We start from the raw sequence: 26,316 nt of genomic DNA on the forward strand, positions 1-26,316 counted from the left end.
GGCCTGCTATCGCGACGGTCTGGTCGAGTTGCAGGACCTGTCGCCGCAGCGCGCCTGCGCCCGCCTGCCCCTGGCGCCGGGGATGCGGGTGCTGGATTACTGCGCGGGCGGGGGCGGCAAGGCGCTGGCCCTGGCCGCGCGCCAGCCTGACATGCAGGTCGCGGCCCATGACGTGACGCCCGCGCGCATGGCCGACCTGCCCGCGCGGGCCGGGCGGGCAGGGCTGTCCATCGCGCTGCAGGCGCGGCCGCGCGGTCCCTATGACCTGGTGGTGGCGGACGTGCCCTGTTCCGGCTCGGGCACCTGGCGGCGCACGCCCGATGCGAAATGGCGCCTGACGCGGGCGCGGCTGGATGAACTGGTGGCCGTGCAGGGCCGCATCCTGGAACAGGCAGCAGTCCTGGTCGCGCCCGGGGGCAGCCTGGCCTACATGACCTGCTCGCTGCTGGAGGCCGAGAACGGCGCGCAGATCGACGGTTTTCTGGCCGCCAATCCCGGGTTCCGGGAGGGCGACCGCCAGACATGGACGCCTCTGGACGGGGGCGACGGGTTTTTCATGGCCCGGCTGGTGCGGAGTTAACCCAAATTTAAGCAATCCTGCGCTAGTTTCAGGGGGATCGGACGCAAGGGGACGACTCGCATGGCGCATCTGGACGAACAGGCGGGGCTTCCGCGCGGCGCGATGGCGGCATTGCCGCTGCTGCTGGCACCGATGGTGGTCGGTGCGGCGATCCTGGTAGTTCATCCGGGCGCCGCGATGGGGCTGGGGGCTCTTCTGGCCTCGACCGTGGCGGTTGCGTGGTATCTGATGGGTGGCGCAGTGGCCTTGGGTCACCTGACGCGGGGCATGGCCGCGCGCCGCGCCCTGCGCGCCATCCGCGGAGAGGTCGCTGCAGCCTCGGACCCGGTCTGGCTCTGCGATGCGCGCGGTCAGGTCCTGTTCCAGAACGACGCGGCCCAGCAACAATTCGACGACCTGACCGGCCGCCCGGTCCTGTCGCTCATCGCGCGCCTGCGGGCCGACGCGGAGGGGCAGCTGGCCGAACTGACCGCCCGCGCCATGCGCCACGGCAATGCCGATCTGGAACTGGCCGAGGGGCAGGTGCTGTCCCTGTCCTGCCTGCCCGACGCCCCGCTGCAGATCTGGTCCTGGCATCGGGCCGGGGTGCAGCCCGATGCGTTCGAGGCGGCCCTGGCCCTGGGCGAGGACGCGCCCGCCGATGATTTCGATGCCGTACCGGTGGCCTTGCTGCGCTTGGCAACGGATGGGCGCATTTGCCGCGCCAATGCCGCCGCGCGCCAGTTGCTGGAGGGGATGCTGTCGGGCGATGATACCGGGCAGAACCTGGCCGAGCTGCTGGAGGGACCGGGCCGGCCCCTGGCCGCCTGGCTTGCCGACCTCAGCGCCGGACGCGCCTCAAACGGAACCGAGATGCTGCGCCTGCGCCACCGCGACAGCCGCCACGGAGACATGCGGGACCGTCACTACCAGCTGTCGCTAGCGCGTGATCCGTCCGATCCAGGGCGTCTGATCGCCGTGCTGACCGATGCCAGCGCCCTCAAGACGCTGGAGGCGCAATTCGTCCAGAGCCAGAAGATGCAGGCCATCGGCCAGCTGGCCGGTGGCATCGCGCATGATTTCAACAACCTGCTGACCGCGATCAGCGGTCATTGCGATCTGCTGATGCTGAAGCGGGACAAGGGTGACCCCGACTATGCCGACCTGGACCAGATCAGCCAGAACGCCAACCGCGCCGCCGCCTTGGTCGGTCAGCTGCTGGCGTTTTCGCGCAAGCAGACGCTGAAGCTGCAGACGCTGGACCTGCGCGATACGCTGGCCGATCTGACCCATCTGCTGAACCGCCTGGTGGGCGAGCGGGTGGGACTGACCATCACCTATGATCCGGCGCTGCGCGCCATCCGCGCCGACAAGCGCCAGCTGGAGCAGGTCATCATGAACCTTGTCGTCAACGCGCGCGACGCCATGCCGTCGGGCGGCGACATCACCGTGCGGACCGAAAGCCTGCACCTGGCCGAGGCCATGACCCGCGACCGCGTGACCCTGCCCAAGGGCGATTACGTCCGCATCCAGGTCCGCGATCAGGGCTGCGGCATCGCCCCCGATCACCTGGGCAAGATCTTTGAGCCGTTCTTCACCACCAAACGCACCGGAGAGGGGACCGGCCTGGGCCTGTCCACCGCCTATGGCATCGTCAAGCAGACCGGCGGCTTCATCTTCTGCGACAGCGTGGTGGATGAGGGGACGACCTTTTCGATCTATTTTCCGGCCCATGCGCATGCCCCCGCGGTGGCCGCCCCGGCACCGCGCACGGCGCCCCGGCCCGCGGCATCCCTGCAGACAGGGCCGCGCGCGACCGTCCTGCTGGTCGAGGACGAGGCGCCCGTTCGCGCCTTTGCCGCCCGGGCGCTCAAGCTCAAGGGCTATGACGTGCTGGAGGCGGGCTCGGGCGAGGCTGCCCTGGCCGTGCTGCAGGCCCGCCAGGGTCCGATCGACATCTTTGTCACCGATGTGGTGATGCCCGGTCTGGACGGTCCCGCCTGGGTCCGCGAGGGACGCAGGCTGATGCCCGCGGCCAAGGTCATCTTCATGTCGGGCTATACCGAGGATATCTTCGTGGACGGCCAGGTGCCGGTGCCCGACGCCTCGTTCCTGGCCAAGCCGTTCACGCTGACCGAACTGACCCAGATGGTCGAGATGCAACTGGCCCGTCCCGCCGGAGGCGAGCGACTGCATTAGACCGCCCAGTGGTTCCGCGCGTGGCAGCGGGGACATCGGTCGATCGCCCCGTCACGGCTCGCCCCCCGGTGCCAGCCGCTGCAAGGCCCGGGCAAGGGTGGGGGCGTCCGCCCCCAGCTCGGCCACCAACTGCGCCTGGAACCGCTCGGCGATGCCGCTCAGGCGGAGCATCAGGGCCGTTCCCTCGGGGGTCAGGCGCAGCACGATCAGGCGCCGGTCGGCGGTGTCGCCCTGTTTCTCGACCAGACCTGCCTGCTCCAGCCGCGAGGCGGCGCGGCTGACCACGGATTTGTCCAGATGCACCAGCGCATGAATGTCGCGCACGCTGGCCGCGCCCGAATGGTCCAGATGCGCCAGCACGCGCCATTCCGGGATCGTCAGCCCCGCCTCGGCGGCATAGAGGGCCGCAAAGCGCGCACTGGTCCGGTGGGCCGCGACCGACAGCAGATAGGGCAGGAAGGTGTCGAGGTGAAAGGGCATACAAGGCCTCCTGTCCCCAGCATCGGTGAAAATCGTTGCGCCTGCAACGATCTTGACGTCGTTGCATCTGCAACGATATGCTGGACCCCGAGGAACCGATCCGGGGGAGGCGTGCCGAGATGTCCCAAGACCTGCCGCAGGGCATGATCCGTGCCGCGTCCGCCGGCCCGCATGCGGGCTATATGCCCGGTTTCGGCAATGATTTCGAGACCGAGGCCCTGCCCGATGCGCTGCCTCAGGGCCAGAACAGCCCCCAGAGATGCAACTACGGCCTTTATGCCGAGCAGCTGTCAGGCACCGCATTCACCGCGCCGTGCGGCCAGAATGAGCGGACCTGGTGCTATCGCATCCGGCCTTCGGTGCATCATATCGGGCGTTTTTCCCCCATCGATCTGCCCTATTGGAAGACCGCGCCGAACGTGCTGCCGAACGTGACCAGCCTGGGCCAGTACCGCTGGGACCCGATCCCGGTGCCGGATCAGCCGCTGACCTGGATCACGGGCATGCGGACCATGACCACGGCCGGCGACGTGAACATCCAGGTCGGCATGGCCACCCATGTCTATCTGGTCACGCGGTCGATGGAGGACGAGTATTTCTATTCCGCCGACAGCGAGCTGCTGGTCGTCCCGCAGGAGGGGCGGCTGCGTTTTTGCACCGAACTGGGCGTGATTGACCTGGAGCCGAAGGAGATCGCCATCCTGCCGCGCGGCCTGGTCTATCGGGTTGAGGTGCTGGACGGCCCCGCGCGCGGCTTTGTCTGCGAGAATTACGGCCAAAAGTTCGACCTGCCCGATCGCGGTCCCATCGGCGCGAATTGCCTGGCCAATCCGCGCGATTTCAAATGCCCCGTCGCCGCCTTCGAGGACCGCGAGGTGCCAAGCCGCGTCGTCATCAAGTGGTGTGGCCAGTTCCACGAGACCCATATCGGCCACAGCCCGCTGGATGTCGTTGCCTGGCACGGCAATTACTGCGCCTATAAATACGACCTGCGCACCTATTCCCCGGTCGGCGCGATCCTGTTCGACCATCCCGACCCGTCGATCTTCACCGTTCTGACCGCCGCGTCGGGGCAGGAGGGGACGGCCAATATCGATTTCGTCCTGTTCCGCGAGCGGTGGATGGTGGCCGAGCACAGCTTTCGCCCACCCTGGTATCATAAGAACATCATGTCCGAGCTGATGGGCAACATCTATGGCGTCTATGACGCCAAGCCGCAGGGCTTTGCACCGGGCGGCATCAGTCTGCATAACTGCATGCTGCCCCACGGCCCCGACCGCGACGCGTTCGAGCGTGCCAGCACGGCCGATCTGGGCCCCGAAAAGCTGGACCGCACCATGTCCTTCATGTTCGAGACGCGGTTCCCCCAGCACCTGACCGAATTCGCCGCGCGCGAGGCCCCGATGCAGCCCGACTATGCCGATCTGTGGGCGCCGCTGCAGAAGAAATTCGACGGCACCCCCGGCGTGAAATAGCGCGATGACCCCGCACGCCCCCCGCAGCCAGGTGGCCTCCGCGAACGAACCCGACTGCGATTTTCCCATCGCGAACCTGCCCTATGGGGTCTTTTCGACCCCCGGCACGGCGCGGCGCTGCGGCGTGGCCATCGGGGACCTGATCCTGGATCTGGCCGCCTGCGAGGCGCAGGGCCTGATCGACACGGGGGGCAGTTTCTCGGCCCCGCAGATGAACGACTTCATCGCCCGCGGTCGCGCTGAATGGGACCGCGTCCGGGCGCGCCTGACCGATCTGCTTGGCCCCGACGGGCCGCGCGACCTGCCGCTGGTGGCGATGGACGGCGCTGTCTTGCACCTGCCGATCCGGGTCAGCGAATTCACCGATTTCTATGCCTCGCGGCACCATGCCTTCAATGTCGGCCTGCTGTTCCGGGGGCCTGAGAACGCCCTGCCGCCGCAATGGACGCATATGCCCATCGGCTACAACGGGCGGGCGTCCTCGGTCGTGGTGTCGGGCACCGGGGTCCGGCGTCCCATGGGCCAGGTCGCGGGCGCCCAGGGGCCGGAATGGACCGCCTGCCGCCGCCTGGATCTGGAGCTGGAGCTGGGCGCCATCGTCGGTGCCGACAGCACGATGGGCGACCGGATCAGCGTCCCCCAGGCCGAGGAGATGATCTTTGGCTATGTCCTGCTGAACGACTGGTCGGCGCGCGACATTCAGGCCTGGGAGTATCAGCCCCTGGGCCCGTTCCAGTCCAAGGCACTGGCCACGACGATCAGCCCCTGGATCGTGACGCTGGCCGCGCTGGAGCCGTTCCGCCGGGCCGGGGCGCCGCGCGACAATGACCTGCTGCCTTATCTGCGCGAGGATCGGCCCGGCTTCTACGATCTGACCCTGGGCTGGAGCCTGAACGGGCAGGAGATGGCACGCACGAACTACACCCAGATGTACTGGTCCAGCGCGCAGCAACTGGCCCATCACACGACGTCGGGCTGCCCGATGCGGGTGGGCGATCTGCTGGGGACGGGGACGATCTCGGGGCCCGCGCCCGACCAGACCGGCGCATTGCTGGAGATGACCCAGGGGGGCCGCGTGCCCGTCACCGTGAACGGTGCGCCCCGCACCTTCCTTGAGGATGGCGATCAGGTCGCGCTGTTCGGCTTTGCCCAGGGCGCGGGGTATCGCGTGGGCTTTGGCCCCTGCACGGGGCGCGTGCTGCCGGCGCGGCCGTGATCCGGCGTTAACGGTTCCTTTACCTCGATCGCGCAGGATGGCGGGGCGGGACGGAACCGGTCCCAGGACGATCGAGGCGACATGACAGCATATCACGACAAGACCGACACGAATCGCGCTGCGGCGGACGGCTTCTCGGAGGCCGCGCTGAAGGGCCTGGCCGAGCTGGAGGCCCGCAGCCCGCCCCCCGATGTCGTGACGCAGCCGGCCTATGTCCGCCCCTTTCGCGTCACCGACCGCCTGGGCGCCGATGTCACCGCAGGCGGCGGCCTGATCCGGGACGAGGCCGGGCAGGCGCGCCCGCATTACTGGGGCCACCGGGAACGCCTGCGCACGCGGTTCCTGGAGGGCGGCCATGGCCCGATGCCCGATTACGAGCTGCTGGAGCTGCTGCTGTTCAACGCCATCGCCAAGATCGACGTCAAGCCGCTGGCCAAGCGTCTGCTGGCGGCCTTTGGCGATCTGAACGGCGTCATCGCCGCGTCCGAGCATCGCATCATGCAGATCGAGGGGGCGGATCGCTGGGTCTATCTGCAGCTGCGCGTGGTCGATGCCTTTGCGCAGCGTATGGCGCAGGCGCGGGTGCTGCAACGCGAGGTGCTGTCCTCCTGGGACGCGCTGATCGCCTATTGCCGGACCTGCATGGCGCATCGCGAGACCGAGCAGTTCCGCGTGCTGTTCCTGGACCGCAAGAACACCATGATCGCCGATGAGGCCCTGGGCACCGGCACGGTGGGCCATGTCCCCGTCTATCCGCGCGAGGTGGCCAAGCGCGCGCTGGAGCTGAACGCCAGCGCCGTCATCCTGGTCCACAACCACCCCTCGGGCGATCCGACCCCCAGCCGCGAGGACATCACCATGACCGCCCGCGTGATCGGCGCCTGCGAGGGCATCGACGTCACCGTCCACGACCACGTGATCATCGGCAAGGATGCCGAGGTCTCGTTCCGCGAGAGCGGGCTGATGTGACATGCTGCCCGATGGCCGGGGCGCGTCCCGACCGGCATGGTAGGCCCCATGACCGATGCGCCCCCGACCCGCGTGCTCTATAACGACGCCTGCCCGGTCTGCCGGGCAGAGATCCGGCACTATGCCCGCCATGCCGAACGCGAGGGGCTGCCGATCGCCTTTGACGATCTGGGCTCCGACGCGCTGGCGGGATGGGGCGTGGATGCCGATGCCGCCGCGCGCCGTCTGCATGTGCTGCACGAGGGCCGCGTGAGTTCGGGCATTCCGGCCTTTCTGGTCCTGTGGGCGCGGATGCCGCGCTATCGCTGGCTGGCGCGGGTGATCGGCGCGCCGGTGATCCGGCCGCTGGCGACCGTCGTCTATGACCGGGTGCTGGCCCCGGCGCTTTATCGGCGGCATCTGCGCCGGACGGGGCGCTGAGGGGGCTGCGACGACCTGACGCCAGAAACCGCTTGATCGGCGGGGCCGCAGGCGCGACGCTGATCGGGCGCGGGTTCCAGGAACAAGGATCGTCCCCATGCAGGCAGGCACCGCCCGAAAAGGCGCCCGGATTGTCGATCGCCCCGAATATGCAAGCAAGTTCAGCCCCCTGACCGGGCGCCGCGACACGACCGTGTCAGATGCGGTGGCCGCGATGAAGGCGCGCAACTATGGCTGCATCGTCATCACCGATGCCTCCGACCGGGTCGAGGGGATCGTGACCGAGCGCGACATCATGTTCAAGCTGGTGGCCGAACGGCGCGACCCTGACCACGTCACCCTGTCCGAGATCATGACCGCCGACATCCGCATGGCACGAGAGACCGACAACGTGCTGGACTGGCTGCGCATCATGTCCAACGAACGGTTCCGCCGCCTGCCCGTGGTCGATGCCGAGGGCCGGTTGCAGGCGCTGCTGACCCAGGGCGATTTCGTCAGCTACACCTGGCCCGACCTGCTGTATCAGGCGGGCGGCCTGGCCAAGGCCACGATCCTGGGGCAGCTGCACTATATCCTGACCGGCCTGCTGGCCCTGGGCCTGATCCTGGTGGCGGTGCTGGCGCTGACCTGAACCACGGCTGCGCGCCGTCCGGGACGCTGGTCGGCGGCCTGGGGTGTTCCATCAGACGCGCCATGCCGAAAAGGCAGCACCCCCTTGCTCGGTTCGCTCGGTCTGGCCCGGCTGCAGGATGTGATCGCGAAGGTGGATCAGACGGCGCCACAGGGACAGGTGCCACAGGATCATACTCCCCCGCTCGTTGGAGCATGACCATCGCCGCCGCCAGCGATATCCTGCCTTTCCTGTGCCCGATCGCTGTCATCACCGCGGCCGCGGGATGGTGCTATCCCTGCCGGGGATGGCCACCGTCGCTCTGTTGACGGACAGGGTCTGCACCGGGGCTGGATCACGGCCCCGTGGTGCCGAGGCCCGCTGCATCGACGACAAGCGGCCCGAGGTCTTTGCGCGGCAGGACCTGCAGGTCACCCGGATCAGGGCCATCAGCCTAACGATGCGCAACGACTGTCCGATATGCCGGGCGCAGTTAGGGTCACGGGCTGACAGGGCGAAGCAGCGAGGGCGCCTGGACCTGGAGCGATGTCGGGCGCTACCCCCCCCCACGACGCATCGCACTTCGTCACATGACGGTCGCGACTGGTTGACGGGCGCGGGAGCAGGGCTTCGTATAGGACTGGAACCGCTTCAGTTGTTTGTGCCGGTTCAGGCCGTGCCAGAACAATCGTTGACCTGCAGTCTCTTTTGGCTGGCCGACGTCCATGTGGAATGGCCAAGGGACAGTCAAGGTTGCAACGCAGTCCGGGGTGGTAATGGGTTCGCCGAAAGGGCAATCAGGCCCTTCGTCCCGGCGGGAAATCTTGCGGCAGCCCGGGCCGACATGATTGGACGACCGGTGCATCCCGGCCTGGCGGACGATGATGTCACAGGACCGGATCGGGACACGCTGCCCGCCGTGATAGCAGCGGGCGAGGTCGCGGTGACATATCTGTTCACCCCTGCTGCCGCCTCCGGGACTGTGCATCTGTTCCTGACCCGGACCTGCGGCAAGGCCATCAACGCCGCGCCATAATGTCTACATTTGGTCTGCCAGTCTATTGACTGTCCGGGGCGGGCTTTGTCCGGACATTGACGCCGCCGGGGCGCGGCCATCCTTGGCGATCGGGCCCGCACTCTGACTGCGTGGCTCGTGATGGCACTGCAAAGCAGGCGGACCTGACCAGAATCATGGGCACCAGTCGCAGCGATCCGCCCTGTCCGCCTGCGCCCGCCGGGCCTGAGCCAGGCCAATCACCGGGGAGGGCCCAGATGATCTATGCCAGGGCCCTGAACCGCGCGACACGCGGCCACGCGGTGTTTGGCGCGGGCGATGACCATCATGGGATCGGCACGGACGCGATCAGCGTCACCGGGTCGTGCCCGCGATGCCGACGGTGGCTCGGGGCAGGGTGTCGGCCCCGCCGATGGGGCGTCCTCCTGACGGCGGTCAACTGGCTCCGCAGTCCCTTTCGGTCCCGGATTTTGAAGCGGCCCGTCCAAGCACCGGATCGGCGCGGGGCGCGCCTGCATCATCGCCATCCGCCTGGATCGCTCGTTTGCCAGAGGCGCGGGGGTGGTTGATCCATGACGTGCCGCCGTGGCCTTGTATCGTCGGGGTCGGGTGGTCTGGACAGATACGGGGCGTCAGTCGATCAGCCCGTCATCCTTGATCGTCTTCAACACCAGGAATGTCTGGGCGCCCTTGACCGCGGGCAGGGACAGCAGGTGGTCGTCCAGAAACCGGTTGTAGGCCGGCAGGTCGCGGCAGGTGACGTGCAGGTGGTAATCGGCGGCCCCGGTCGTCGCATAGCAGGCGCGCACCGCAGGCGTCGTGCGGGTCATGCGGATGAAGTCCTGGACCAGCGCCTGGTCGTGCCGCTCCAGGTTGACATGCACGATGGCCTTGAAGTGGTCGCCCAGCGCGTCGTCATCCAGATCGACGGTATAGCGGCGGATTGCGCCCGTCTCCTCCAGCGCGCGCACGCGGCGCCAGCAGGAGGAGGGCGACAGGCCCACCCGCTCGGCCAGGGTGGCGTTGGGGATGCGGCTGTCGCGGCGCAGCTCGGCCAGGATGCGGGCGGTGGGGTCGTCGGCTGGCATGGCGTTCCGGTTTTCAGGGGTTTGGCGGTCAGATTATTCGCCGCGCGGCGATTTGGCCAGCAGTCTGGAGAAAACCTCCAAGGCGTGCAGGGTATCATCGGCGGATGCGCAGGGGGGATATGCGATGACGCGGCATCAGGGACAGTTCGACACCTATCAGCTGGACGACCGCTATGCGCGGGCCGGGGGGCGGGTGTTCCTGACCGGCACGCAGGCGCTGGTGCGGATCATGCTGGATCAGGCGCGCCGTGACCGGGCGGCGGGGCGCAACACGGCGGGGTTCGTGTCGGGCTATCGCGGCTCGCCCCTGGGCGGCGTCGATCAGGAGATGTGGCGCCAGAAGGCCCGCTTGGCCGAGGCCGGGATCGAGTTCCTGCCCGCCGTGAACGAGGATCTGGCCGCGACCGCGATCCTGGGCGCGCAGCAGGCGTCGCTGGCCCCCGACTGCCGGGTCGAGGGCGTGTTTTCCATGTGGTACGGCAAGGGGCCGGGCGTGGACCGGTCGGGCGATGCGCTCAAGCACGGCAATGCCTATGGCAGCGCGCCCAAGGGCGGCGTGCTGGTCGTGGCGGGCGATGACCACGGCTGCGTGTCGTCGTCCATGCCGCATCAGTCGGACGTGGCCTTCATGTCGTGGTTCATGCCGGTGCTGAACCCGGCCTCGGTCGCGGAATACCTGGCCTTTGGCGAATACGGCATCGCGCTGTCGCGGTTCTCGGGCACCTGGGTGGGGTTCAAGGCGATCTCGGTGACGGTGGAATCCGGGCAGTCGGTGGAGTTGCCGCAGGATCGCGTCTTTGCCCAGCCCGATTTCACCGGACCGCCGGGCGGCATCCATGTGCGCCATTCCGACCTGCCCAGCCCCGAGATCGAGACCCGCATCACCCACAAGCTGCGCGCGGTCGAGGCCTTTGTCGAGGCCAACCCCATCGACCGCCGAACCTATGACATCCCCGACGCGCGCTTTGGCATCGTGACCACGGGCAAGGGCCATCTGGACACGCTGGAGGCGCTGCGCCTGCTGGGTCTGGACGAGGGGGCCTGCCGCCGCCTTGGCATCGACATCTACAAGGTGGGCATGGTCTGGCCCTTGGCGCGCCGCGACGCGCTGGCCTTTGTCACCGGCAAGGACGAGGTGCTGGTGATCGAGGAAAAGCGCGGCATCATCGAGAGCCAGTTCAAGGAGTATTTCTATGACTGGCCCGGCGCCAAGCCCCGCAAGATGGTGGGCAAGCACCGCGCGGCGGGCGACCCGCTGCTGCCCTGGACCGGAGAGTTCAGCCCGCTGATGCTGGTCCCGGTGCTGGCCGAACGGCTGTCGCGGTTCTTTCCGGAGGAGGGGCTGGAGGACCGCGCCCGCGCCCTGACCCAGACGCCTGCGCCGGTCCTGTCGGTGCCGGGCGCGGCCCGCACGCCCTATTTCTGCTCGGGCTGTCCGCATAACACATCGACCAAGCTGCCCGAGGGCAGTCAGGCGGCCAGCGGCATCGGCTGCCATGTCATGGCGGGCTGGATGGACCGCGACACGCTTGGCTATGCGCAGATGGGCGGAGAGGGGGTGCCCATCGCCGTGGCGCAGCGCTGGAATGGCGGGCGGCACATGTTCCAGAACCTGGGCGAGGGGACGTGGTATCACTCGGGCTCTCTGGCGATCCGGCAGGCGGTCGCTGCGGGCGGCAACATCACCTACAAGATACTCTATAACGACGCGGTGGCGATGACCGGCGGGCAGCCGGTGGACGGCCCGGTCAGCGTGCAGGCCATCGCCCACAGCTGCCGCGCCGAAGGGGTCAGCCGCATCGCGCTGGTCAGCGACAACCCGCAGGCCTTTGATCTGCGTGACTTTCCGGCAGGGACCACGCTGGATCATCGCGACCGCCTGGACGCGGTGCAGCGCGAATTGCGCGAGATCCGCGGCGTCACCGTGCTGATCTATGAACAGACCTGCGCCACCGAGAAACGCCGCCGCCGCAAGCGCGGCAAGACCCCGGACCCCGCCCGTTTCGCGGTCATCAACGAGGCCGTCTGCGAGGGCTGCGGGGACTGTTCCATCGCCTCGAACTGCCTGTCGGTCGAGCCGGTCGAGACGCCTCTGGGCCGCAAGCGGCGCATCAACCTGTCGTCCTGCAACAAGGATTTCACCTGCCTGGACGGGTTCTGCCCCAGCTTTGTCACCATCGAAGGCGGCCGCCGCCGCAAGCCCGCCCCCGCCGGTCTGGACATGGCCGCCCTGCACGCCGGTTTGCCACAGCCCGACATCGCGGACCTGGACCGGCCCTATGACCTGCTGGTCGCGGGGGTCGGCGGCACCGGCGTTGTGACAGTGGGCGCGCTGATCACCATGGCTGCGCATCTGGAGGGGCGGGGCGCCAGCGTGCTGGATTTCACCGGCTTTGCGCAGAAATTCGGGACCGTGCTGGGCTATGTCCGGCTGGCCCCGCGCCCGGAGGACATCCATCAGGTGCGCATCGACCGCGGCCATGCCGATGCGGTGATCGGCTGCGACGCGGTGGTGTGTTCGTCGCCCAAGGCGTCGGCGCATTACCGCGCGGGCACGCGGGTCGTGCTGAACCGCGCGCCGATGCCCACGGGCGATCTGGTCCTGAACCGAGACGCCGATCTGAAGATCCCTGCGCGCGAGGATCTGATCGCGCGGACGGTCGGCGCGGCGAACCTGCTGGCCTTTGACGCCAACCGCATGGCCGAGCAGCTGATGGGCGACGCGGTCTTTGCCAATATCATGCTGCTGGGCGCGGCCTGGCAGCAGGGCATGGTGCCGGTCAGCGAACTGGCGCTGAAGCAGGCGATCGTGCTGAACGCCGTCGCGGTCGAACGCAACGCGATGGCCTTTGACCTGGGCCGCGTGCTGGCCGCCGACCCCGCCGCGCTGGAGCGTTACCTGGCCGCCCGCGCGACCCCGGCGCCGCAGGGCGCGGAGCAGATCATTGCGCATCGGGCGGGGCTGCTGACCGCCTATCAGGATGCGGCGTACGCGCGGCGCTATGCCGACCGGCTGGCGGTGCTGCGCGCGGCCCTGCCCGAAGGGTCGGAGGCACTGGTCGCGGCGGCGGCGGACAGCCTCTATCGGCTGATGGCCTACAAGGACGAATACGAGGTCGCGCGCCTGCATGCCGACCCCGCCTTCGCCGCCCGCATCGCCGCCGAGTTCGAGGGCGATTACACCATCCGCCACCATCTGGCCCCGCCGCTGCTGCCGCGTGGCAGGGATGGGCGCGGGCGGCCCAAAAAGACCGCGTTCGGCCCGTGGATGCGCCCCGTTCTGCGCGCCCTGGCGCGGCTGCGCCCGCTGCGGGGCAGCTGGGCCGACCCCTTTGCGCGCAGCGCCGACCGGCGGCTGGACCGCGACCTGCTGGCCTGGTTCGAGGGCGTGATGGACCGCGTGGCCCGCGATCACGCGGCCCTGGGGGACCAGGCCCTGACCCTGCTGGCCGCGCCGCAGCAGATCCGCGGCTATGGCCCGGTGCGCCATCAGGCCGCCGACCGGGTCCGCGAACAGGTGGCGGCGATCCTGCGCTGACGCGGTTGTCGCGCGGGCCGGGATGGGGCAGAACCGCCCCATCTCCGCAGGAAGGACCGCCCCATGCAGACCCCGCCTTGCCCCATGGCGCTGGCCCGCGCGCTGGAGCTGACCGCGCCCGGCTTTATCATCACCGTCTATGGCGATGTGGTCGTCCCGCGCGGAGAGGTGCTGTGGATGGGCAGCCTGATCGAGATCTGCGCCCGAGTGGGCTTTGGCGAAAACCAGGTCCGCACGGCGGTGTCGCGGCTGGTGGCCTCGGGTCGGCTGGCGGGGGACCGGCAGGGGCGGCGCAGCTTTTACCGCCTGGCCGATGCCGCGCGGGCCGAATTCGGGCGCGCGACCGCGCTGCTCTATGCCGCCGCGCCGCAGCCGCAGGGCTGGCTGCTGTTGGCGCTGGACGAGGTGTCCGACGATCTGCGCCGCGCGCATCACCTGGCGCCGGTGGGCGGGGCCTGCTGGCTGGCGCCCGATCGCGGCGCGCTGCCTCCCGGCGCGCGGGTGGTGATGCGCGTGCGTGGCGATCAGGACGTGCCGGGCATCGCCGCGTTCTGGGACCTGGAGGCTGTCGCCGCGCGCTATGACCGGATGATCGCCTGCCTGGGGCCGGTGGCGGTGGGCGATGCTGCGCCCGACCATGCGCTGACCCTGCGGCTGCTGCTGGTCCATGCCTATCGCGCGGCGGTGCTGCGCGACCCGTTCCTGCCGCCCGCGCTGCTGCCTGCCGACTGGTCGGGCACCCGGGCGCGGGCGCTGTTCCGCGACCTCTATCTGCGCCTGACGCCGCCCGCCGAGGCCGAGATCGCCCTGCTGCAGGACGCGGAGGGGCCGCTGGCCCGGCAGACAGTAGAAAGCATGAACAGGATCAATATGTTGCGGTGATGATGCGACAACGTCGCATTAAACATTACACAGATAACCAAAAAACTGTTTGACGTGTAATGTTTTGGTGGTATCCCTGTCCTCAAGGGCGGGCCGACCATGCGTGCATGGGCCGGCCCGCGAGGAGAGACCGGGGGAAGACGACATGCAGGATGCTTTCATCTGCGACGCGGTGCGCACGCCGATCGGGCGCTATGGCGGGGCGCTGGCCCAGGTCCGCGCCGACGATCTGGCTGCCCTGCCGCTGCGCGCGCTGATGAACCGCAACCCCGGCGTGGACTGGTCGGCGGTGGACGACCTGATCTATGGCTGCGCCAATCAGGCGGGCGAGGATAACCGCAACGTGGGCCGCATGGCCGTGCTACTGGCGGGCATGCCGGTCGGCGTGCCGGGCACCACCGTGAACCGCCTGTGTGGATCGGGGATGGATGCGGTCGGCATGGCCGCCCGGGCCATCAAGGCGGGCGATTGCGATTTCGTGCTGGCCGGGGGCGTGGAAAGCATGACCCGCGCGCCCTTTGTCATGCCCAAGGCCGACAGCGCCTTTTCCCGCGCCAATGCGGTGTTCGACACCACCATCGGCTGGCGCTTCGTGAACCCGGCGATGAAGGCGCGGTTCGGCGTCGACAGCATGCCCCAGACCGCCGACAACGTCGCCGCCGATTACGGCATCAGCCGCGACGATCAGGACGCTTTTGCCGCCCGGTCGCAGGAGCGGTGGGCCGCAGCCCAGGACGCCGGGCTGTTCGCCGATGAGATCGTGCCGGTCCACGTCCCGCAGAAAAAGGGCGACCCGGTCGTCGTCGATACCGACGAACACCCGCGCCCCGGCACCACCGCCAGCCAACTGGCGCGGCTGCGCGGCGTGAATGGCCCCGACCTGTCGGTGACGGCGGGCAATGCGTCCGGCGTCAATGACGGGGCGGCGGCGCTGGCGATCCTGTCGGAGGGCGCCGCCCGCGCGCAGGGCCTGACGCCGCGGGCCCGCATCGTCGCCATGGCCGCCGCGGGCGTCGAGCCGCGCATCATGGGCATCGGTCCCGCCCCGGCCGCCCGCAAGGTGCTGGCGCGCGCCGGCCTGACGCTGGACCAGATGGACGTGATCGAGCTGAACGAGGCCTTTGCCGCCCAGGCCCTGGCCACGCTGCGCGATCTGGGCCTGCCCGATGACGCGGCCCATGTGAACCCCAATGGCGGCGCGATCGCGCTTGGGCACCCTCTGGGGATGTCGGGTGCGCGTCTGGTCACCACCGCCATGTATCAGCTGCACCGCAGCGGTGGCCGCTATGCGCTGTGCACCATGTGCATCGGCGTGGGGCAGGGCATCGCGATCATCATCGAACGGGTCTGAAAAGGAACGCTTGCCATGTATGCTCAGCTTGTCACGACCGAAGGCTGCACCCCGCGCGAGGGGATGTCCGACCAGGAGCGCGCCTTTCAGGAGCGCATCGACCGCAACGAAAAGATCGAGCCCAAGGAATGGATGCCCGAGGGCTATCGCAAGACGCTGATCCGCCAGATCGGCCAGCACGCCCATAGCGAGATCGTGGGCCAGCTGCCCGAGGGCAACTGGATCGGTCGCGCGCCGACGCTGGAGCGCAAGGCGATCCTGCTGGCCAAGGTCCAGGATGAGGCGGGGCACGGCCTGTATCTGTATTCCGCGGCCGAGACGTTGGGCGTCAGCCGCGACGAGCTGCTGGAGGCGCTGCATTCCGGCAAGATGAAATATTCCAGCATCTTCAACTATCCGACGCTGACCTGGGCCGACATGGGCGCGGTGGGCTGGCTGGTCGATGGGGCCGCGATCATGAACCAGGTGCCGCTGCAACGCACCAGCTATGGCCCCTATGCCCGCGCGATGATCCGCATCTGCAAGGAGGAATCGTTCCACCAGCGGCAGGGCTATGACATCATGATGAAGATGTGCGCGGGCACGCCCGAGCAGAAGGCCATGGCCCAGGATGCGCTGAACCGGTTCTGGTATCCGTCGCTGATGATGTTCGGGCCGTCGGACAAGGATTCGGTCCATTCCGAACAGTCGATGGCCTGGAAGATCAAGATGAACACCAATGACGAGCTGCGTCAGAAGTTCGTCGACCAGACCGTCCCGCAGGCCGAGTATCTGGGCCTGACCGTCCCCGATCCGGATCTGCGCTGGAATGACGACAAGGGCGGCTATGATTTCAGCGAGCCGGACTGGTCCGAATTCTATGCCGTGATCGCGGGCAACGGGCCCTGCAACGCCGAACGGCTTGGCGCCCGCGTCAAGGCCTGGGAGGACGGGGCATGGTTCCGCGACGGGCTGATGGCCCATGCGGACAAGGCCCGCGCCCGGCGTGTCGCCGCAGAATAATTCTCCGGCGGGCCATGCGCCCGCCATCTGCCAGATTTGAGGGAGGAAACCCATGTCCAGCGAATGGCCCCTTTGGGAAGTCTTCATCCGCGGCCAGCACGGCCTGAACCACCGCCATGTCGGCAGCCTGCATGCCCCCGACGCCGAAATGGCGATCCGCAACGCCCGCGACGTCTACACCCGCCGGAACGAGGGCGTGTCGATCTGGGTGGTGCCGTCCAGCGCGATCACCGCCTCCAGCCCGTCGGAAAAGGGGCCGCTGTTCGACCCGGCCAATGACAAGGTCTACCGGCACCCGACCTTCTTCGACATCCCTGCAGAGATCGGACATATGTGATGCCGTCCTTGCCCGATGTGATGACCCCCGCTCTGGAAACGCTGGCCCCCGCCGGTCAGCCCGCCCCCGCCCCGCAAGCGGCCAATCGCGACGCGCTGGTCGAATGGCTGCTGCGGACCGGCGACAACGCCCTGATCCTGGGCCAGCGCCTGTCGGAATGGTGCGGCCACGCCCCCGCGCTGGAGGAGGATATTGCGCTGGCCAACCAGGCGCTGGACCTGATCGGCCAGTGCCAGCTGTGGCTGGGTCTGGCCGGCGAAATCGAGGGCCGGGGCCGGACCGCCGACGATCTGGCCTTTCTGCGCGATGCGGGCGCCTTTCGGAACCTGCTGCTGGTCGAGCGTCCGAACCGCGATTTCGGCCATACGCTGATGCGCCAGTTCCTGTTCGACGTCTTTCACCTGGAACTGCTGGAGGCGGCGCGCCAATCGTCCGACCCGCGCATCGCCGAGATCGCGGCCAAGGCCTGGAAGGAGGCCGCCTATCACCTGGAACGCTCGGCCGATCTGGTGGTGCGGCTTGGCGATGGCAGCGCGGAAAGCCACGACCGGATGCAGGGGGCGCTGAGTACGCTGTGGTCCTTTACCGGAGAGATGTTCACCGATGACGACCATGACCGGGCGCTGGCCGATGCGGGGGTGATACCCTTGCCCTCCAGCCTGCGCCCGGCCTGGGACCGCACGGTCGCGCAGGTCCTGGACGAGGCCACGCTGGCCCATCCGGGCGAGGTCTGGCAACAGGGCACCACCGGCATGGGCGGCGGCAAGCGCGGCGTGCACAGCGAACATCTGGGCCACCTGCTGGCGCAGATGCAGTTCCTGCAACGCGCCTATCCGGGCGCCCGCTGGTGACACAGGTGGCGGTCGACACGGACCAGGTCTGGGACTGGCTGTCGCAGGTGCCCGACCCCGAGATCCCGGTGATCTCGCTGACCGATCTGGGCATCATCCGCGACGTGGCCTGGCAGGGCGACACGCTGGTGGTGGCCGTCACGCCGACATATTCCGGCTGCCCCGCCACCGGCATCATCAACCTGGACATCGAGACCGCCCTGCGCGCCCATGGCATCGACAAGCTGGAGCTGCGGCGCCAGCTGTCGCCCCCCTGGACCAGCGACTGGATCACCCCCGAAGGCCGCGACAAGCTGCGCGCCTATGGCATCGCGCCGCCCATCGACGGGACGGCGGCGGACGGGCGGCTGGCGGGGCGCGTCGCGCGGCTGGCGGGCACGTCGAACCTGGTGATCGCCTGCCCGCGCTGCGGATCGAACGCCACCGAAAAGGTCAGCCAGTTCGGCTCGACCCCGTGCAAGGCCAGCTGGCGCTGCACGGACTGCATGGAACCCTTCGACTATTTCAAATGCATCTGAGGAACGCACCCCAATGGCACGCTTCCACCCCCTGACCGTCACCGAGGTGCGCCGCGAAACGCGTGACGCCGTGGTGCTGACGCTGACCCCGCGCCCCGAGGATCGCGCCCTGTTCGACTTCACCCAAGGCCAGTACCTGACCTTCCGCCGCGATTTCGACGGAGAGGAGCTGCGCCGCAGCTATTCCATCTGCGCGGGCCTGGACGAGGGCTGCCTGCGCGTGGGCATAAAGCGCGTCGATGGCGGGGCGTTCTCGACCTGGGCCAATGAGAATCTGGCGCCGGGCGACCTGATCGAGGCGATGCCGCCGATGGGGCGGTTCTTCACCGCGCTGGATGCGGATGCGGCGCGGCACTATCTGGGCTTTGCAGGCGGGTCGGGCATCACGCCGCTGCTGTCGATCATCAAGACCGTGCTGGCGCGCGAGCCCGGGTCGCGGTTCACGCTGGTCTATGCCAACCGCCAGATCAGCACGATCATGTTCCGAGAGGAGCTGGAGGATCTGAAGAACCTCTATCTGGGCCGCCTGTCGGTGATCCACGTGCTGGAGCAGGAGGGGCAGGAGATCGACCTGTTCACCGGCCGCATCGATGCCGACAAGATGGCGCATCTGTTCCGCGCCTGGATCGACCCGAAATCGGTCGACATGGCCTATATCTGCGGGCCCGAGCCGATGATGCTGGCCATCGCCGCATCCTTGCGCGACCACGGCCTGAATGACGCGCAGATCAAGTTCGAGCTGTTCGCCAGCGGCCAGCCCGGCCGGGCGCGCGCGCCTGCCGTGTCAGAGCAGGCGGTGGCGCCGGGGGCGGGAACGCAGGCCAGCGTGATGCTGGACGGGGCGGTCCGGCATTTCGACATGCCGCGCCAGGGCCAGTCCATCCTGGACGCCGCGCTGTCCGCCAACCTGGACGCGCCCTATTCCTGCAAGGCGGGCGTCTGTTCCACCTGCCGCTGCAAGGTGCTGGAGGGCGAGGTCGAGATGGCCATCAACCACGCGCTGGAGGATTACGAGGTTCGGGCGGGCTATGTCCTGTCCTGCCAGGCCTTTCCGATCAGCGAACGGGTGGTGATCAGCTATGACGAATGACGTGATGGCGCTGCAGGATTATCTGGCGCAGGGCGGCGTGCTGACCGCGCCCGGCAACGTGCCGGCCCGCTATCGCGGAGAACTGCTGCGGCTGATGGGGTCCTTTGTCGACAGCGAACTGGCGGCTTCGGCGGGGTTCGCGGGCGTGATCAACGCGGCACCCGGCATCACCGAACGCATCGCCGCCTGCCGGATCACGCTGGAAAAGGCCGATCACGCCGAACGCGTGTTGAATGTGATGGCCGATTTCGGCACCGATACCGCGCGCTATCAGCGCCAGCATGACTGGGCGGCCCGCGTGGCCCGCGACGCCGATCTGGGGCAGGCGCGGCAGTCAGGCGACATGCGCCTGTCGGTGTTTCACTATCCGCTGACCGGCTGGACCGATGCGGTGGTGATGAACGTCCTGCAGGGGCTGGCCACGGGCGTCCAGATGACCGAGCTGACGCGCCTGTCCTATGGCCCGCTGGCCGACACCTTCCGCCAGATCGCCCCGCGAGAGGCACGCCATGCCACCCTGGGTCTGAACGGGCTGGCACGGCTGGCGGAAAGCGACCCCGAGGGCGTGCGCGCCAGCGTCGATTACTGGATGCCGCGCGTGGCTGCGGGGTTCGGGGTGGCCGGGTCGGCGCGCTTTGACCGGCTGGCGGCCCTGGGCCTGCGCCATCGCACGAACGAGGCGCTTTGCGCCGAATGGCAGGCCATGGCCGCCGCGAACCTGGCCAAGCTGGGCCTTTGACGACCAAGGAAGACCGATGACCATGAATGCTGCACCGCGCCGCCTCGAAAGCCTGATTTGCGGGCGCTGGACCCCCGGCGAGCGTCAGGGCGTCCCCCTGCTGGACGCCGCGACCGGGGCGCTGGTGGCGCATATCGACGCGTCCGGCATCGACATGGGCGCCGCGCTGGACTGGGGCCGCCGCACCGGGGGGCCTGCGCTGCGGGCGATGTCGTTTCACGACCGGGCGGCCATGCTCAAGGCGCTTGGCCTGGCGCTGATGGCCCGCAAGGAGGAATTCTATACCGAAAGCTATCGCACTGGGGCCACCCGCGCCGATGGCTGGGTCGATATCGAGGGGGGCATCGGCACGATGCTGACCTATGCCTCCAAGGGGCGGCGCGAATTGCCCAACACGCGCTTGCTGACAGACGGCGATCTGGAGCCTTTGTCCAAGGATCACAGCTTTTCCGCTCAGCACATCCTGACCCCGTTGCAGGGTGTGGCGGTGCATATCAACGCCTATAACTTCCCGGTCTGGGGGATGCTGGAAAAGATCGCGCCCGCGCTGCTGGCCGGGATGCCCTGCATCGTCAAGCCCGCGTCCCAGACCGCCTATCTGACCGAACTGGTGGTGCGCGCGACCAATGACACCGGCATCCTGCCCGCGGGCGCGCTGCAGCTGATCTGCGGATCGGTGGGCGATCTGCTGGACCATGTCACGGGACAGGATGTGGTGACCTTCACCGGGTCGGCCTGGACGGGGCGCACGCTGCGCAGCCACAAGGCGATCGTCGAGAATTCGACCCGCTTCACGATGGAGGCCGACAGTCTGAACGCCTCGATCCTGGGGCCGGATGCGGGGCCGGGGACGCCCGAGTTCGATCTGTTCGTGCGCGAGGTCGCGCGCGAGATGACCTCGAAGGCCGGGCAGAAATGCACCGCGATCCGCCGCGTGATGGTGCCTGCCGCCCATATCGACGCGGTGCAGGACGCGCTGGCCCTGCGGCTGGCGGGGGCAACGCCCGGCCTGCCTGCGGCAGAGGGCACGCGCATGGGGCCGCTGGCCAGCCTGGACCAGCGAGAGGAGGTCCGCGCCCGCATCCGCGAATTGCAGGCCGTGGCGCACATCGTCGCGGGCGACCCGGACGCGGTGCCTGAGGGGCTGGAGGGCGGGGCCTTCATGGCGCCCGTGCTGCTGCGCGCCGATGATCCGATGAACGCCGTGGCGGTGCATGATTGCGAGGCGTTCGGCCCGGTCGCCACGCTGCTGCCCTATGATGGGGTCGATCAGGCGGTCGCGCTGGCGGCGATGGGCAAGGGGTCGCTGGTGTCGTCCGTCTTCACCGACGACGCCCGGGTGGCCGAGGAGATGGTGCTGGGCCTTGCGCCCTTCCACGGCCGGGTGATGATCGGGAACCGGGTGTCGGCCAAATCCTCGACCGGGCATGGCTCGCCTTTGGCGGGGCTGGTCCATGGGGGTCCGGGCCGCGCGGGCGGGGGAGAGGAGCTGGGCGGCATGCGCGGCGTGAAACACTATATGCAGCGCACGGCGGTGCAGGGCGCGCCCGGCCTGCTCAGCGCGGTGACGGGCCGCTGGTCCGAAGGCGCGCCCGCGCAGACCGGCACCCATCCGTTCCGCAAATCGCTGGCCGAATTGCGCATCGGGGACCAGCTGGTCACCGCCGCGCGCCCGGTCACGCAGGAAGATGTCGAGCATTTCGCCCATTTCACCGGCGACACCTTCTATGCCCATATGGACAGCGATGCCGCCCGCGCGAACCCGTTCTTTGACGACCGCGTGGCGCATGGCTATCTTATCGCGTCCTTTGCGGCGGGGCTGTTCGTCGACCCGGCGCCGGGCCCGGTTCTGGCCAATTACGGCGTGGACCACATGCGCTTTCTGGCGCCGGTCTATTTTGGCGACACGTTGCAGGTCCGCCTGACCTGCAAAGAGATCAACCCCCGCGCTAATGCCGATCATGGCGAGGTGCGGTGGGATTGCCAGGTCACCAAACAGGACGGCACTGTCGCCGCGCAATATGACGTGCTGACCATGGTGGCCAAAACCTGGGGCCAGGCCGCGCAGGCCGCCGAATGAGCCTCTGGGCCTGGGACGGCATCCGCCCGGTGATCGACGGGGCGGCCTTCGTGCACCCGGACGCGACGGTGATCGGGGACGTGATCGTGGGGGCGGGCGTCTATGTCGGCCCCGGCGCGGTGCTGCGCGGCGATTTCGGGCGGATCGTGCTGGAACAGGGCTGCAACGTGCAGGAGACCTGCGTGGTCCATTCCTTTCCCGGCAAGGATGTCGTCGTCGAAAAGGGTGGCCATGTCGGCCACGGCGCGGTCCTGCATGGCTGTCGCGTGGGGCGCAACGCGATGATCGGCATGAATGCCGTGGTGATGGACGAGGCCGATATTGGCGCCAATGCCATCGTCGCGGCGATGGCCTTCGTCAAGGCGGGGGCGCAGATCCCGGCGGGCGCGCTGGCGGTCGGATCGCCCGCCAAGGTCTTGCGGATGCTGACCCAGGCCGAGATCGACTGGAAGACCCGCGGCACCGCCATCTATCAGCGCCTGGCGCTGGAGGCACGCGACCGGCTGACGCCCACCACCGCGCTGGACGCGGTTGAGCCGGACCGCAGGCGCGCCGAGGCGCCGGAATACGACCCGCTGCTGATCGGACGGCGGCTTAGCGCACCGACTTGATGCCTTCCAGGATCAGGGTGGTGGCCACGTCGGCGTAATCTTCGCGCGAGATGCGGCCGCCATCCTTGAACCACATGTAGACCCAGTTCATCATCCCGAAGAGCGACATGGTGACGGGCATCAGCAAGGGCCGTTCGCGGCTGTTCAGATCGGGGTTGATCTGGTCCAGCACGACGGAAAACCGCCGGACGATGCCGCGCTCCAGCGCGGTGATCGCGGCCTTCTGCTCGTCCGACAGGGCGGCGGTGGCGTTCAGCTGGACCTTGTGCTGATTGTCGGCGCCGCGATAGCTTTCCAGAACCGCACCCACCAGCCGCCGCAGCCGCTGATCGGGGACAAGGCTCGGGTCGTCGGCGGCCTCGATCGCGGCGTCCAGCTCCTCCAGATGGGTGGTGATAATCGCGAAGATCAGCGCGTCCTTGCTGGGGTAGTAATGATACAGCAGCGCCTTGGACACCTGCGCGCGGGCGGCGACCTGGGCCATGGATGCCTTTTCCATGCCTTGCTCGGCAAAGACCTGGGCCGCGCTGTCCAGAATGACGCGTTGTTTTTCTTCGAAATCTTGGGCGCGTGTGCGGGCCATGTCAGCCTTTCGTCTTCGGATGGTATCGGCGGCAAGCGGGAGGCCCTGCGGCCCCCCTGCGATGTAGGGCCTGCAGCCCCCGCTGTCATCCGCCGGTCGGTTCTTTCGGGCGGTTGTCGATCACGCGTTTCGCCTTGCCCTCGGATCGGGCAATCGCCGCCGGGTCGCAGACGGTGATCTTGGTCGAGATGCCGACGACCGACTTGATGTGATGGGCCAGCTCGCGCGCGGATGCCGCGCGGGCATCAACGCCGGCCATGGCGGGGCTGCATTCGACATGCACCGTCATCGCGTCCATGCGGCCCGACCGCGTCAGTTCGATCTGGAAATGCGGCGCAAGGCCCGCGCATTTCAGGATCTGCTCCTCGATCTGGGTCGGAAAGACGTTGACGCCGCGCAGGATGATCATGTCGTCGCAGCGCCCGGTGATCTTTTCGATCCGGCGCATGGCGCGGGCGGTGCCGGGCAGCAGCCGCGTCAGGTCGCGCGTGCGATAGCGGACCATGGGCAGGCCCTCCTTTGTCAGCGTGGTAAAGACCAGCTCTCCCATCTGTCCGTCGGGCAGGACCTCGCCTGTGACCGGGTCGATGATCTCGGGGTAGAAATGGTCCTCCCAGACATGCAGGCCGTCCTTGGTCTCGACGCATTCCTGGGCGACGCCGGGGCCCATGACCTCGGACAGGCCATAGATGTCGACGGCCTGCATGTCGAAGGCCTGCTCGATCTCCTCGCGCATGGCGTTGGTCCAGGGCTCTGCGCCAAAGATGCCGATCTGCAGGCTGCTTTTGCGCGGGTCCAGGCCCTGGCGGCGGAACTCGTCCAGGATCGACAGCATGTAGCTGGGCGTGACCATGATGATGCGGGGGCGGAAATCGTCGATCAGCGTCACCTGGCGTTCGGTCATCCCGCCCGAGATCGGCACCACCGTGCAGCCAAGCCGCTCGGCCCCGTAATGCGCGCCGATGCCGCCCGTGAACAGGCCATAGCCATAGGCGTTGTGCAGCATGTCGCCGGGCCGCCCCCCCGCGGCCCGGATCGACCGTGCGACCAGATTGGCCCAATGGTCGATGTCGGCGGCGGTATAGCCGACCACCGTGGGCTTGCCGGTGGTGCCCGACGATCCGTGGATGCGGACCAGCTTTTCGCGCGGGACCGCGAACATGCCAAAGGGATAGGTGTCGCGCAGGTCCTGCTTGACCGTGAACGGGAATTTCGCGATGTCGGCCAGCGATTGCAGGTCATCCGGATGCACGCCATGCGCATCGAACCGCCCCCGGTAAAAGGCCGAGTTCTGATAGACATGGGCCAGCGCGCGTTTCATGCGCGTCAGCTGCAGGGCCGCGATCTCATCGCGCGAGGCGGTCTCGATGGGGTCGAGCATGGTGGTCGGTGCGGTCATGTGGTCCAATGTCTCCTCCCAGAGATGGCTGTTCAGTCGGCCAGGATGCGGCCCTTGACGGTGCGGGAATGGCCACGGAATTCGGCGATGACGGTGCCGTCGGCGCCGGTGACGGTCACGTCATACAGGCCGCTGCGGCCCGGGCGCGCGCGTTCGGTGCCGGTGGCGGTCAGACGGTCGCCCGCACGTGCCGGGGCCAGATAGGTGATCGCGGCCTGCTGTCCGACGCTGCGCTGATCGACGGTGTTGCAGGCGAAGGCAAAGGCGCTGTCGGCCAGCGCAAAGATGAATCCGCCATGCGCGCTGCCATGCCCGTTCACCATGTCGGCGGTGATGGTCATGGACAGCACGGCGCGGCCCGGTCCCACATCCTCCAGCACCATGCCAAGGCGCTGCGAGGCCAGATCCTCGGCCCACATCGCTGCGGCGCAGGCGCGCGCCAGATCGTCATCGGTCATCTCATTCCCCCCGGAACAGGGCGGGCCGCTTTTCCAGGAACGCGGTCACGCCTTCGGCGTAATCGGCGCTGCGGCCCGCCTTGCGCTGGGCATCGCGCTCCAGATCCAGCTGTTCGTCAAGGCTGTTGGTGGCCGCCGCCTGGATCAGCCGCTTGGTCAGGCCCAGCCCCAGGGTCGGTCCCGCCGCCAGCGAAAGGGAAAGCGCGCGGCCCTGATCCATCAGCGCGTCATCGGCCACGGCCTTCCAGATCAGGCCCCAATCGGCGGCCTGCTGGGCGGGCAGGGGTTCGGCGGTCAGGGCCAGCGCCTTGGCGCGCGCCTCGCCCAGGATGCGGGTCAGCGACCAGCTGCCGCCCGCATCGGGGACCAGCCCGATCTTGGCAAAGGCCTGGATGAACCGCGCCGATTGCGCCGCCAGCACGATGTCGCAGGCCAGCGCGATATTCGCGCCCGCGCCCGCAGCGACCCCGTTGACCGCGCAGACGACCGGCTTGTCCAGCGACCGGATCAGCCGCAGCGTGGGGTTGTAATACGTCTCCAGCGTCTGGCCCAGATCGGGGGCGGGGCCGCCCTTGCGCGGGTCGCGGTCGCCCAGGTCCTGGCCCGCGCAGAAGGCACGCCCCGCGCCGGTCAGCAGCACCGCGCGCACATCCGCGTCGTCATGCGCGCGCTGGATGCCGGCGCGCAGGGCCAGGTGCATGTCCTCGGTCAAGGCGTTCAGCCTGTCGGGCCGGTTCAGCACCAGCGTGGCGATGTTGCGCAAATCAGCCCCGAGCATGACTGCCCCCTTTCCCGCCATTCTTCAGCGGACGGCTTCGATCTCGGCCCTGCCAAGGGCCGAGAAGC

24 protein-coding genes are annotated in these 26,316 nt (G+C 68.4%); 18 read left to right on the forward strand and 6 right to left on the reverse strand.

Annotation, left to right across the window (positions count from 1 at the left end):
* Nucleotides 1–580 (forward strand): RsmB/NOP family class I SAM-dependent RNA methyltransferase (locus ABS73_RS10630; protein WP_286693451.1); only part of this gene is annotated, 580 nt, incomplete at its 5' end.
* 60 nt (nt 581–640) lie between these two features.
* Nucleotides 641–2,758, forward strand: a complete 2,118-nt coding sequence (locus ABS73_RS10635) for a hybrid sensor histidine kinase/response regulator (RefSeq protein ID WP_277020248.1) — start codon at nt 641–643, stop codon at nt 2,756–2,758.
* A gap of 51 nt (nt 2,759–2,809) precedes the next feature.
* Here the strand turns inward: ABS73_RS10635 and ABS73_RS10640 are convergent, their stop codons facing one another.
* Nucleotides 2,810–3,238, reverse strand: coding sequence for a MarR family winged helix-turn-helix transcriptional regulator (locus tag ABS73_RS10640; protein ID WP_277020246.1), 429 nt, complete (start codon nt 3,236–3,238; stop codon nt 2,810–2,812).
* A 119-nt stretch (nt 3,239–3,357) separates the two neighbouring features.
* On the opposite strand from ABS73_RS10640, the gene hmgA reads away from it, so the two are divergent.
* The 5 genes from hmgA to ABS73_RS10665 all read left to right on the forward strand — a co-directional run bounded on the left by hmgA (nt 3,358) and on the right by ABS73_RS10665 (nt 7,949).
* The gene (gene hmgA, locus ABS73_RS10645) at nt 3,358–4,713 is read left to right on the forward strand and encodes a homogentisate 1,2-dioxygenase (RefSeq protein WP_277020243.1); all 1,356 of its coding nucleotides are present in this window, start codon (nt 3,358–3,360) and stop codon (nt 4,711–4,713) included.
* Nucleotides 4,714–4,717: 4 nt separating this feature from the next.
* On the forward strand, nt 4,718–5,929 hold the full coding sequence (fahA, locus tag ABS73_RS10650) for a fumarylacetoacetase (RefSeq protein WP_277020241.1): 1,212 nt from the start codon (nt 4,718–4,720) through the stop codon (nt 5,927–5,929).
* Between the two features lie 81 nt (nt 5,930–6,010).
* Complete coding sequence (gene radC / locus ABS73_RS10655) at nt 6,011–6,898, forward strand: RadC family protein (protein ID WP_277020239.1); 888 nt, start codon at nt 6,011–6,013, stop codon at nt 6,896–6,898.
* Between the two features lie 48 nt (nt 6,899–6,946).
* Nucleotides 6,947–7,318 (forward strand): thiol-disulfide oxidoreductase DCC family protein, encoded by a 372-nt coding sequence (locus tag ABS73_RS10660; protein ID WP_277020237.1) that lies wholly within the window; start codon nt 6,947–6,949, stop codon nt 7,316–7,318.
* Between the two features lie 97 nt (nt 7,319–7,415).
* On the forward strand, nt 7,416–7,949 hold the full coding sequence (locus ABS73_RS10665; RefSeq protein ID WP_277020235.1) for a CBS domain-containing protein: 534 nt from the start codon (nt 7,416–7,418) through the stop codon (nt 7,947–7,949).
* Nucleotides 7,950–9,575: 1,626 nt separating this feature from the next.
* Here ABS73_RS10665 and ABS73_RS10670 read toward each other — a convergent pair.
* Nucleotides 9,576–10,031 carry an Lrp/AsnC family transcriptional regulator gene (locus ABS73_RS10670; protein WP_277020232.1) on the reverse strand — a complete coding sequence of 152 codons (456 nt, stop codon included), beginning with the start codon at nt 10,029–10,031 and terminating at the stop codon, nt 9,576–9,578.
* A gap of 124 nt (nt 10,032–10,155) precedes the next feature.
* Here ABS73_RS10670 and ABS73_RS10675 point away from each other — a divergent pair, with 124 nt between their 5' ends.
* From ABS73_RS10675 to ABS73_RS10725, 11 genes are all read left to right on the forward strand, one after another.
* Nucleotides 10,156–13,569, forward strand: coding sequence for an indolepyruvate ferredoxin oxidoreductase family protein (locus ABS73_RS10675; RefSeq protein WP_277020229.1), 3,414 nt, complete (start codon nt 10,156–10,158; stop codon nt 13,567–13,569).
* Nucleotides 13,570–13,632: 63 nt separating this feature from the next.
* Entirely contained in the window at nt 13,633–14,451 is an 819-nt protein-coding gene (locus ABS73_RS10680) for a PaaX family transcriptional regulator C-terminal domain-containing protein (protein WP_277020226.1), read from the forward strand.
* Between the two features lie 145 nt (nt 14,452–14,596).
* A complete protein-coding gene (gene pcaF, locus ABS73_RS10685) occupies nt 14,597–15,802 on the forward strand; it encodes a 3-oxoadipyl-CoA thiolase (RefSeq protein ID WP_277020224.1) in 1,206 nt (401 codons plus the stop codon).
* A 15-nt stretch (nt 15,803–15,817) separates the two neighbouring features.
* Complete coding sequence (paaA, locus tag ABS73_RS10690) at nt 15,818–16,804, forward strand: 1,2-phenylacetyl-CoA epoxidase subunit PaaA (RefSeq protein ID WP_277020221.1); 987 nt, start codon at nt 15,818–15,820, stop codon at nt 16,802–16,804.
* Nucleotides 16,805–16,856: 52 nt separating this feature from the next.
* A complete protein-coding gene (gene paaB, locus ABS73_RS10695) occupies nt 16,857–17,141 on the forward strand; it encodes a 1,2-phenylacetyl-CoA epoxidase subunit PaaB (RefSeq protein ID WP_136857952.1) in 285 nt (94 codons plus the stop codon).
* Nucleotides 17,142–17,161: 20 nt separating this feature from the next.
* Nucleotides 17,162–17,992: a 1,2-phenylacetyl-CoA epoxidase subunit PaaC gene (paaC, locus tag ABS73_RS10700; protein ID WP_277020219.1), complete on the forward strand. Its 831-nt coding sequence runs from the start codon at nt 17,162–17,164 to the stop codon at nt 17,990–17,992.
* A 5-nt stretch (nt 17,993–17,997) separates the two neighbouring features.
* Nucleotides 17,998–18,510, forward strand: coding sequence for a 1,2-phenylacetyl-CoA epoxidase subunit PaaD (paaD, locus tag ABS73_RS10705; RefSeq protein ID WP_286693452.1), 513 nt, complete (start codon nt 17,998–18,000; stop codon nt 18,508–18,510).
* 13 nt (nt 18,511–18,523) lie between these two features.
* On the forward strand, nt 18,524–19,600 hold the full coding sequence (gene paaE / locus ABS73_RS10710; protein ID WP_277020215.1) for a 1,2-phenylacetyl-CoA epoxidase subunit PaaE: 1,077 nt from the start codon (nt 18,524–18,526) through the stop codon (nt 19,598–19,600).
* A 4-nt stretch (nt 19,601–19,604) separates the two neighbouring features.
* Nucleotides 19,605–20,339 (forward strand): Phenylacetic acid catabolic protein, encoded by a 735-nt coding sequence (locus ABS73_RS10715; RefSeq protein ID WP_286693453.1) that lies wholly within the window; start codon nt 19,605–19,607, stop codon nt 20,337–20,339.
* 16 nt (nt 20,340–20,355) lie between these two features.
* Nucleotides 20,356–22,419, forward strand: coding sequence for a phenylacetic acid degradation bifunctional protein PaaZ (gene paaZ / locus ABS73_RS10720; RefSeq protein WP_423805169.1), 2,064 nt, complete (start codon nt 20,356–20,358; stop codon nt 22,417–22,419).
* Complete coding sequence (locus tag ABS73_RS10725) at nt 22,416–23,030, forward strand: acyltransferase (RefSeq protein WP_277020209.1); 615 nt, start codon at nt 22,416–22,418, stop codon at nt 23,028–23,030. Before paaZ ends, ABS73_RS10725 begins: the two co-directional genes overlap by 4 nt.
* Here ABS73_RS10725 and ABS73_RS10730 read toward each other — a convergent pair.
* From ABS73_RS10730 to paaG, 4 genes are all read right to left on the reverse strand, one after another.
* Complete coding sequence (locus ABS73_RS10730) at nt 23,014–23,613, reverse strand: TetR/AcrR family transcriptional regulator (protein ID WP_277020206.1); 600 nt, start codon at nt 23,611–23,613, stop codon at nt 23,014–23,016. The genes ABS73_RS10725 and ABS73_RS10730 overlap by 17 nt on opposite strands.
* An 85-nt stretch (nt 23,614–23,698) precedes the next feature.
* Nucleotides 23,699–25,012 (reverse strand): phenylacetate--CoA ligase PaaK, encoded by a 1,314-nt coding sequence (paaK, locus tag ABS73_RS10735; protein ID WP_277020203.1) that lies wholly within the window; start codon nt 25,010–25,012, stop codon nt 23,699–23,701.
* A 32-nt stretch (nt 25,013–25,044) separates the two neighbouring features.
* Nucleotides 25,045–25,470 (reverse strand): hydroxyphenylacetyl-CoA thioesterase PaaI, encoded by a 426-nt coding sequence (gene paaI / locus ABS73_RS10740; protein ID WP_277020201.1) that lies wholly within the window; start codon nt 25,468–25,470, stop codon nt 25,045–25,047.
* A 1-nt stretch (nt 25,471) separates the two neighbouring features.
* Nucleotides 25,472–26,248, reverse strand: coding sequence for a 2-(1,2-epoxy-1,2-dihydrophenyl)acetyl-CoA isomerase PaaG (paaG, locus tag ABS73_RS10745; protein ID WP_277020199.1), 777 nt, complete (start codon nt 26,246–26,248; stop codon nt 25,472–25,474).
* Nucleotides 26,249–26,316 lie beyond the last annotated feature (68 nt).

Source organism: Paracoccus sp. SCN 68-21 (assembly GCF_001724535.1).
In the GTDB taxonomy this organism is placed as follows: domain Bacteria; phylum Pseudomonadota; class Alphaproteobacteria; order Rhodobacterales; family Rhodobacteraceae; genus Paracoccus; species Paracoccus hibiscisoli.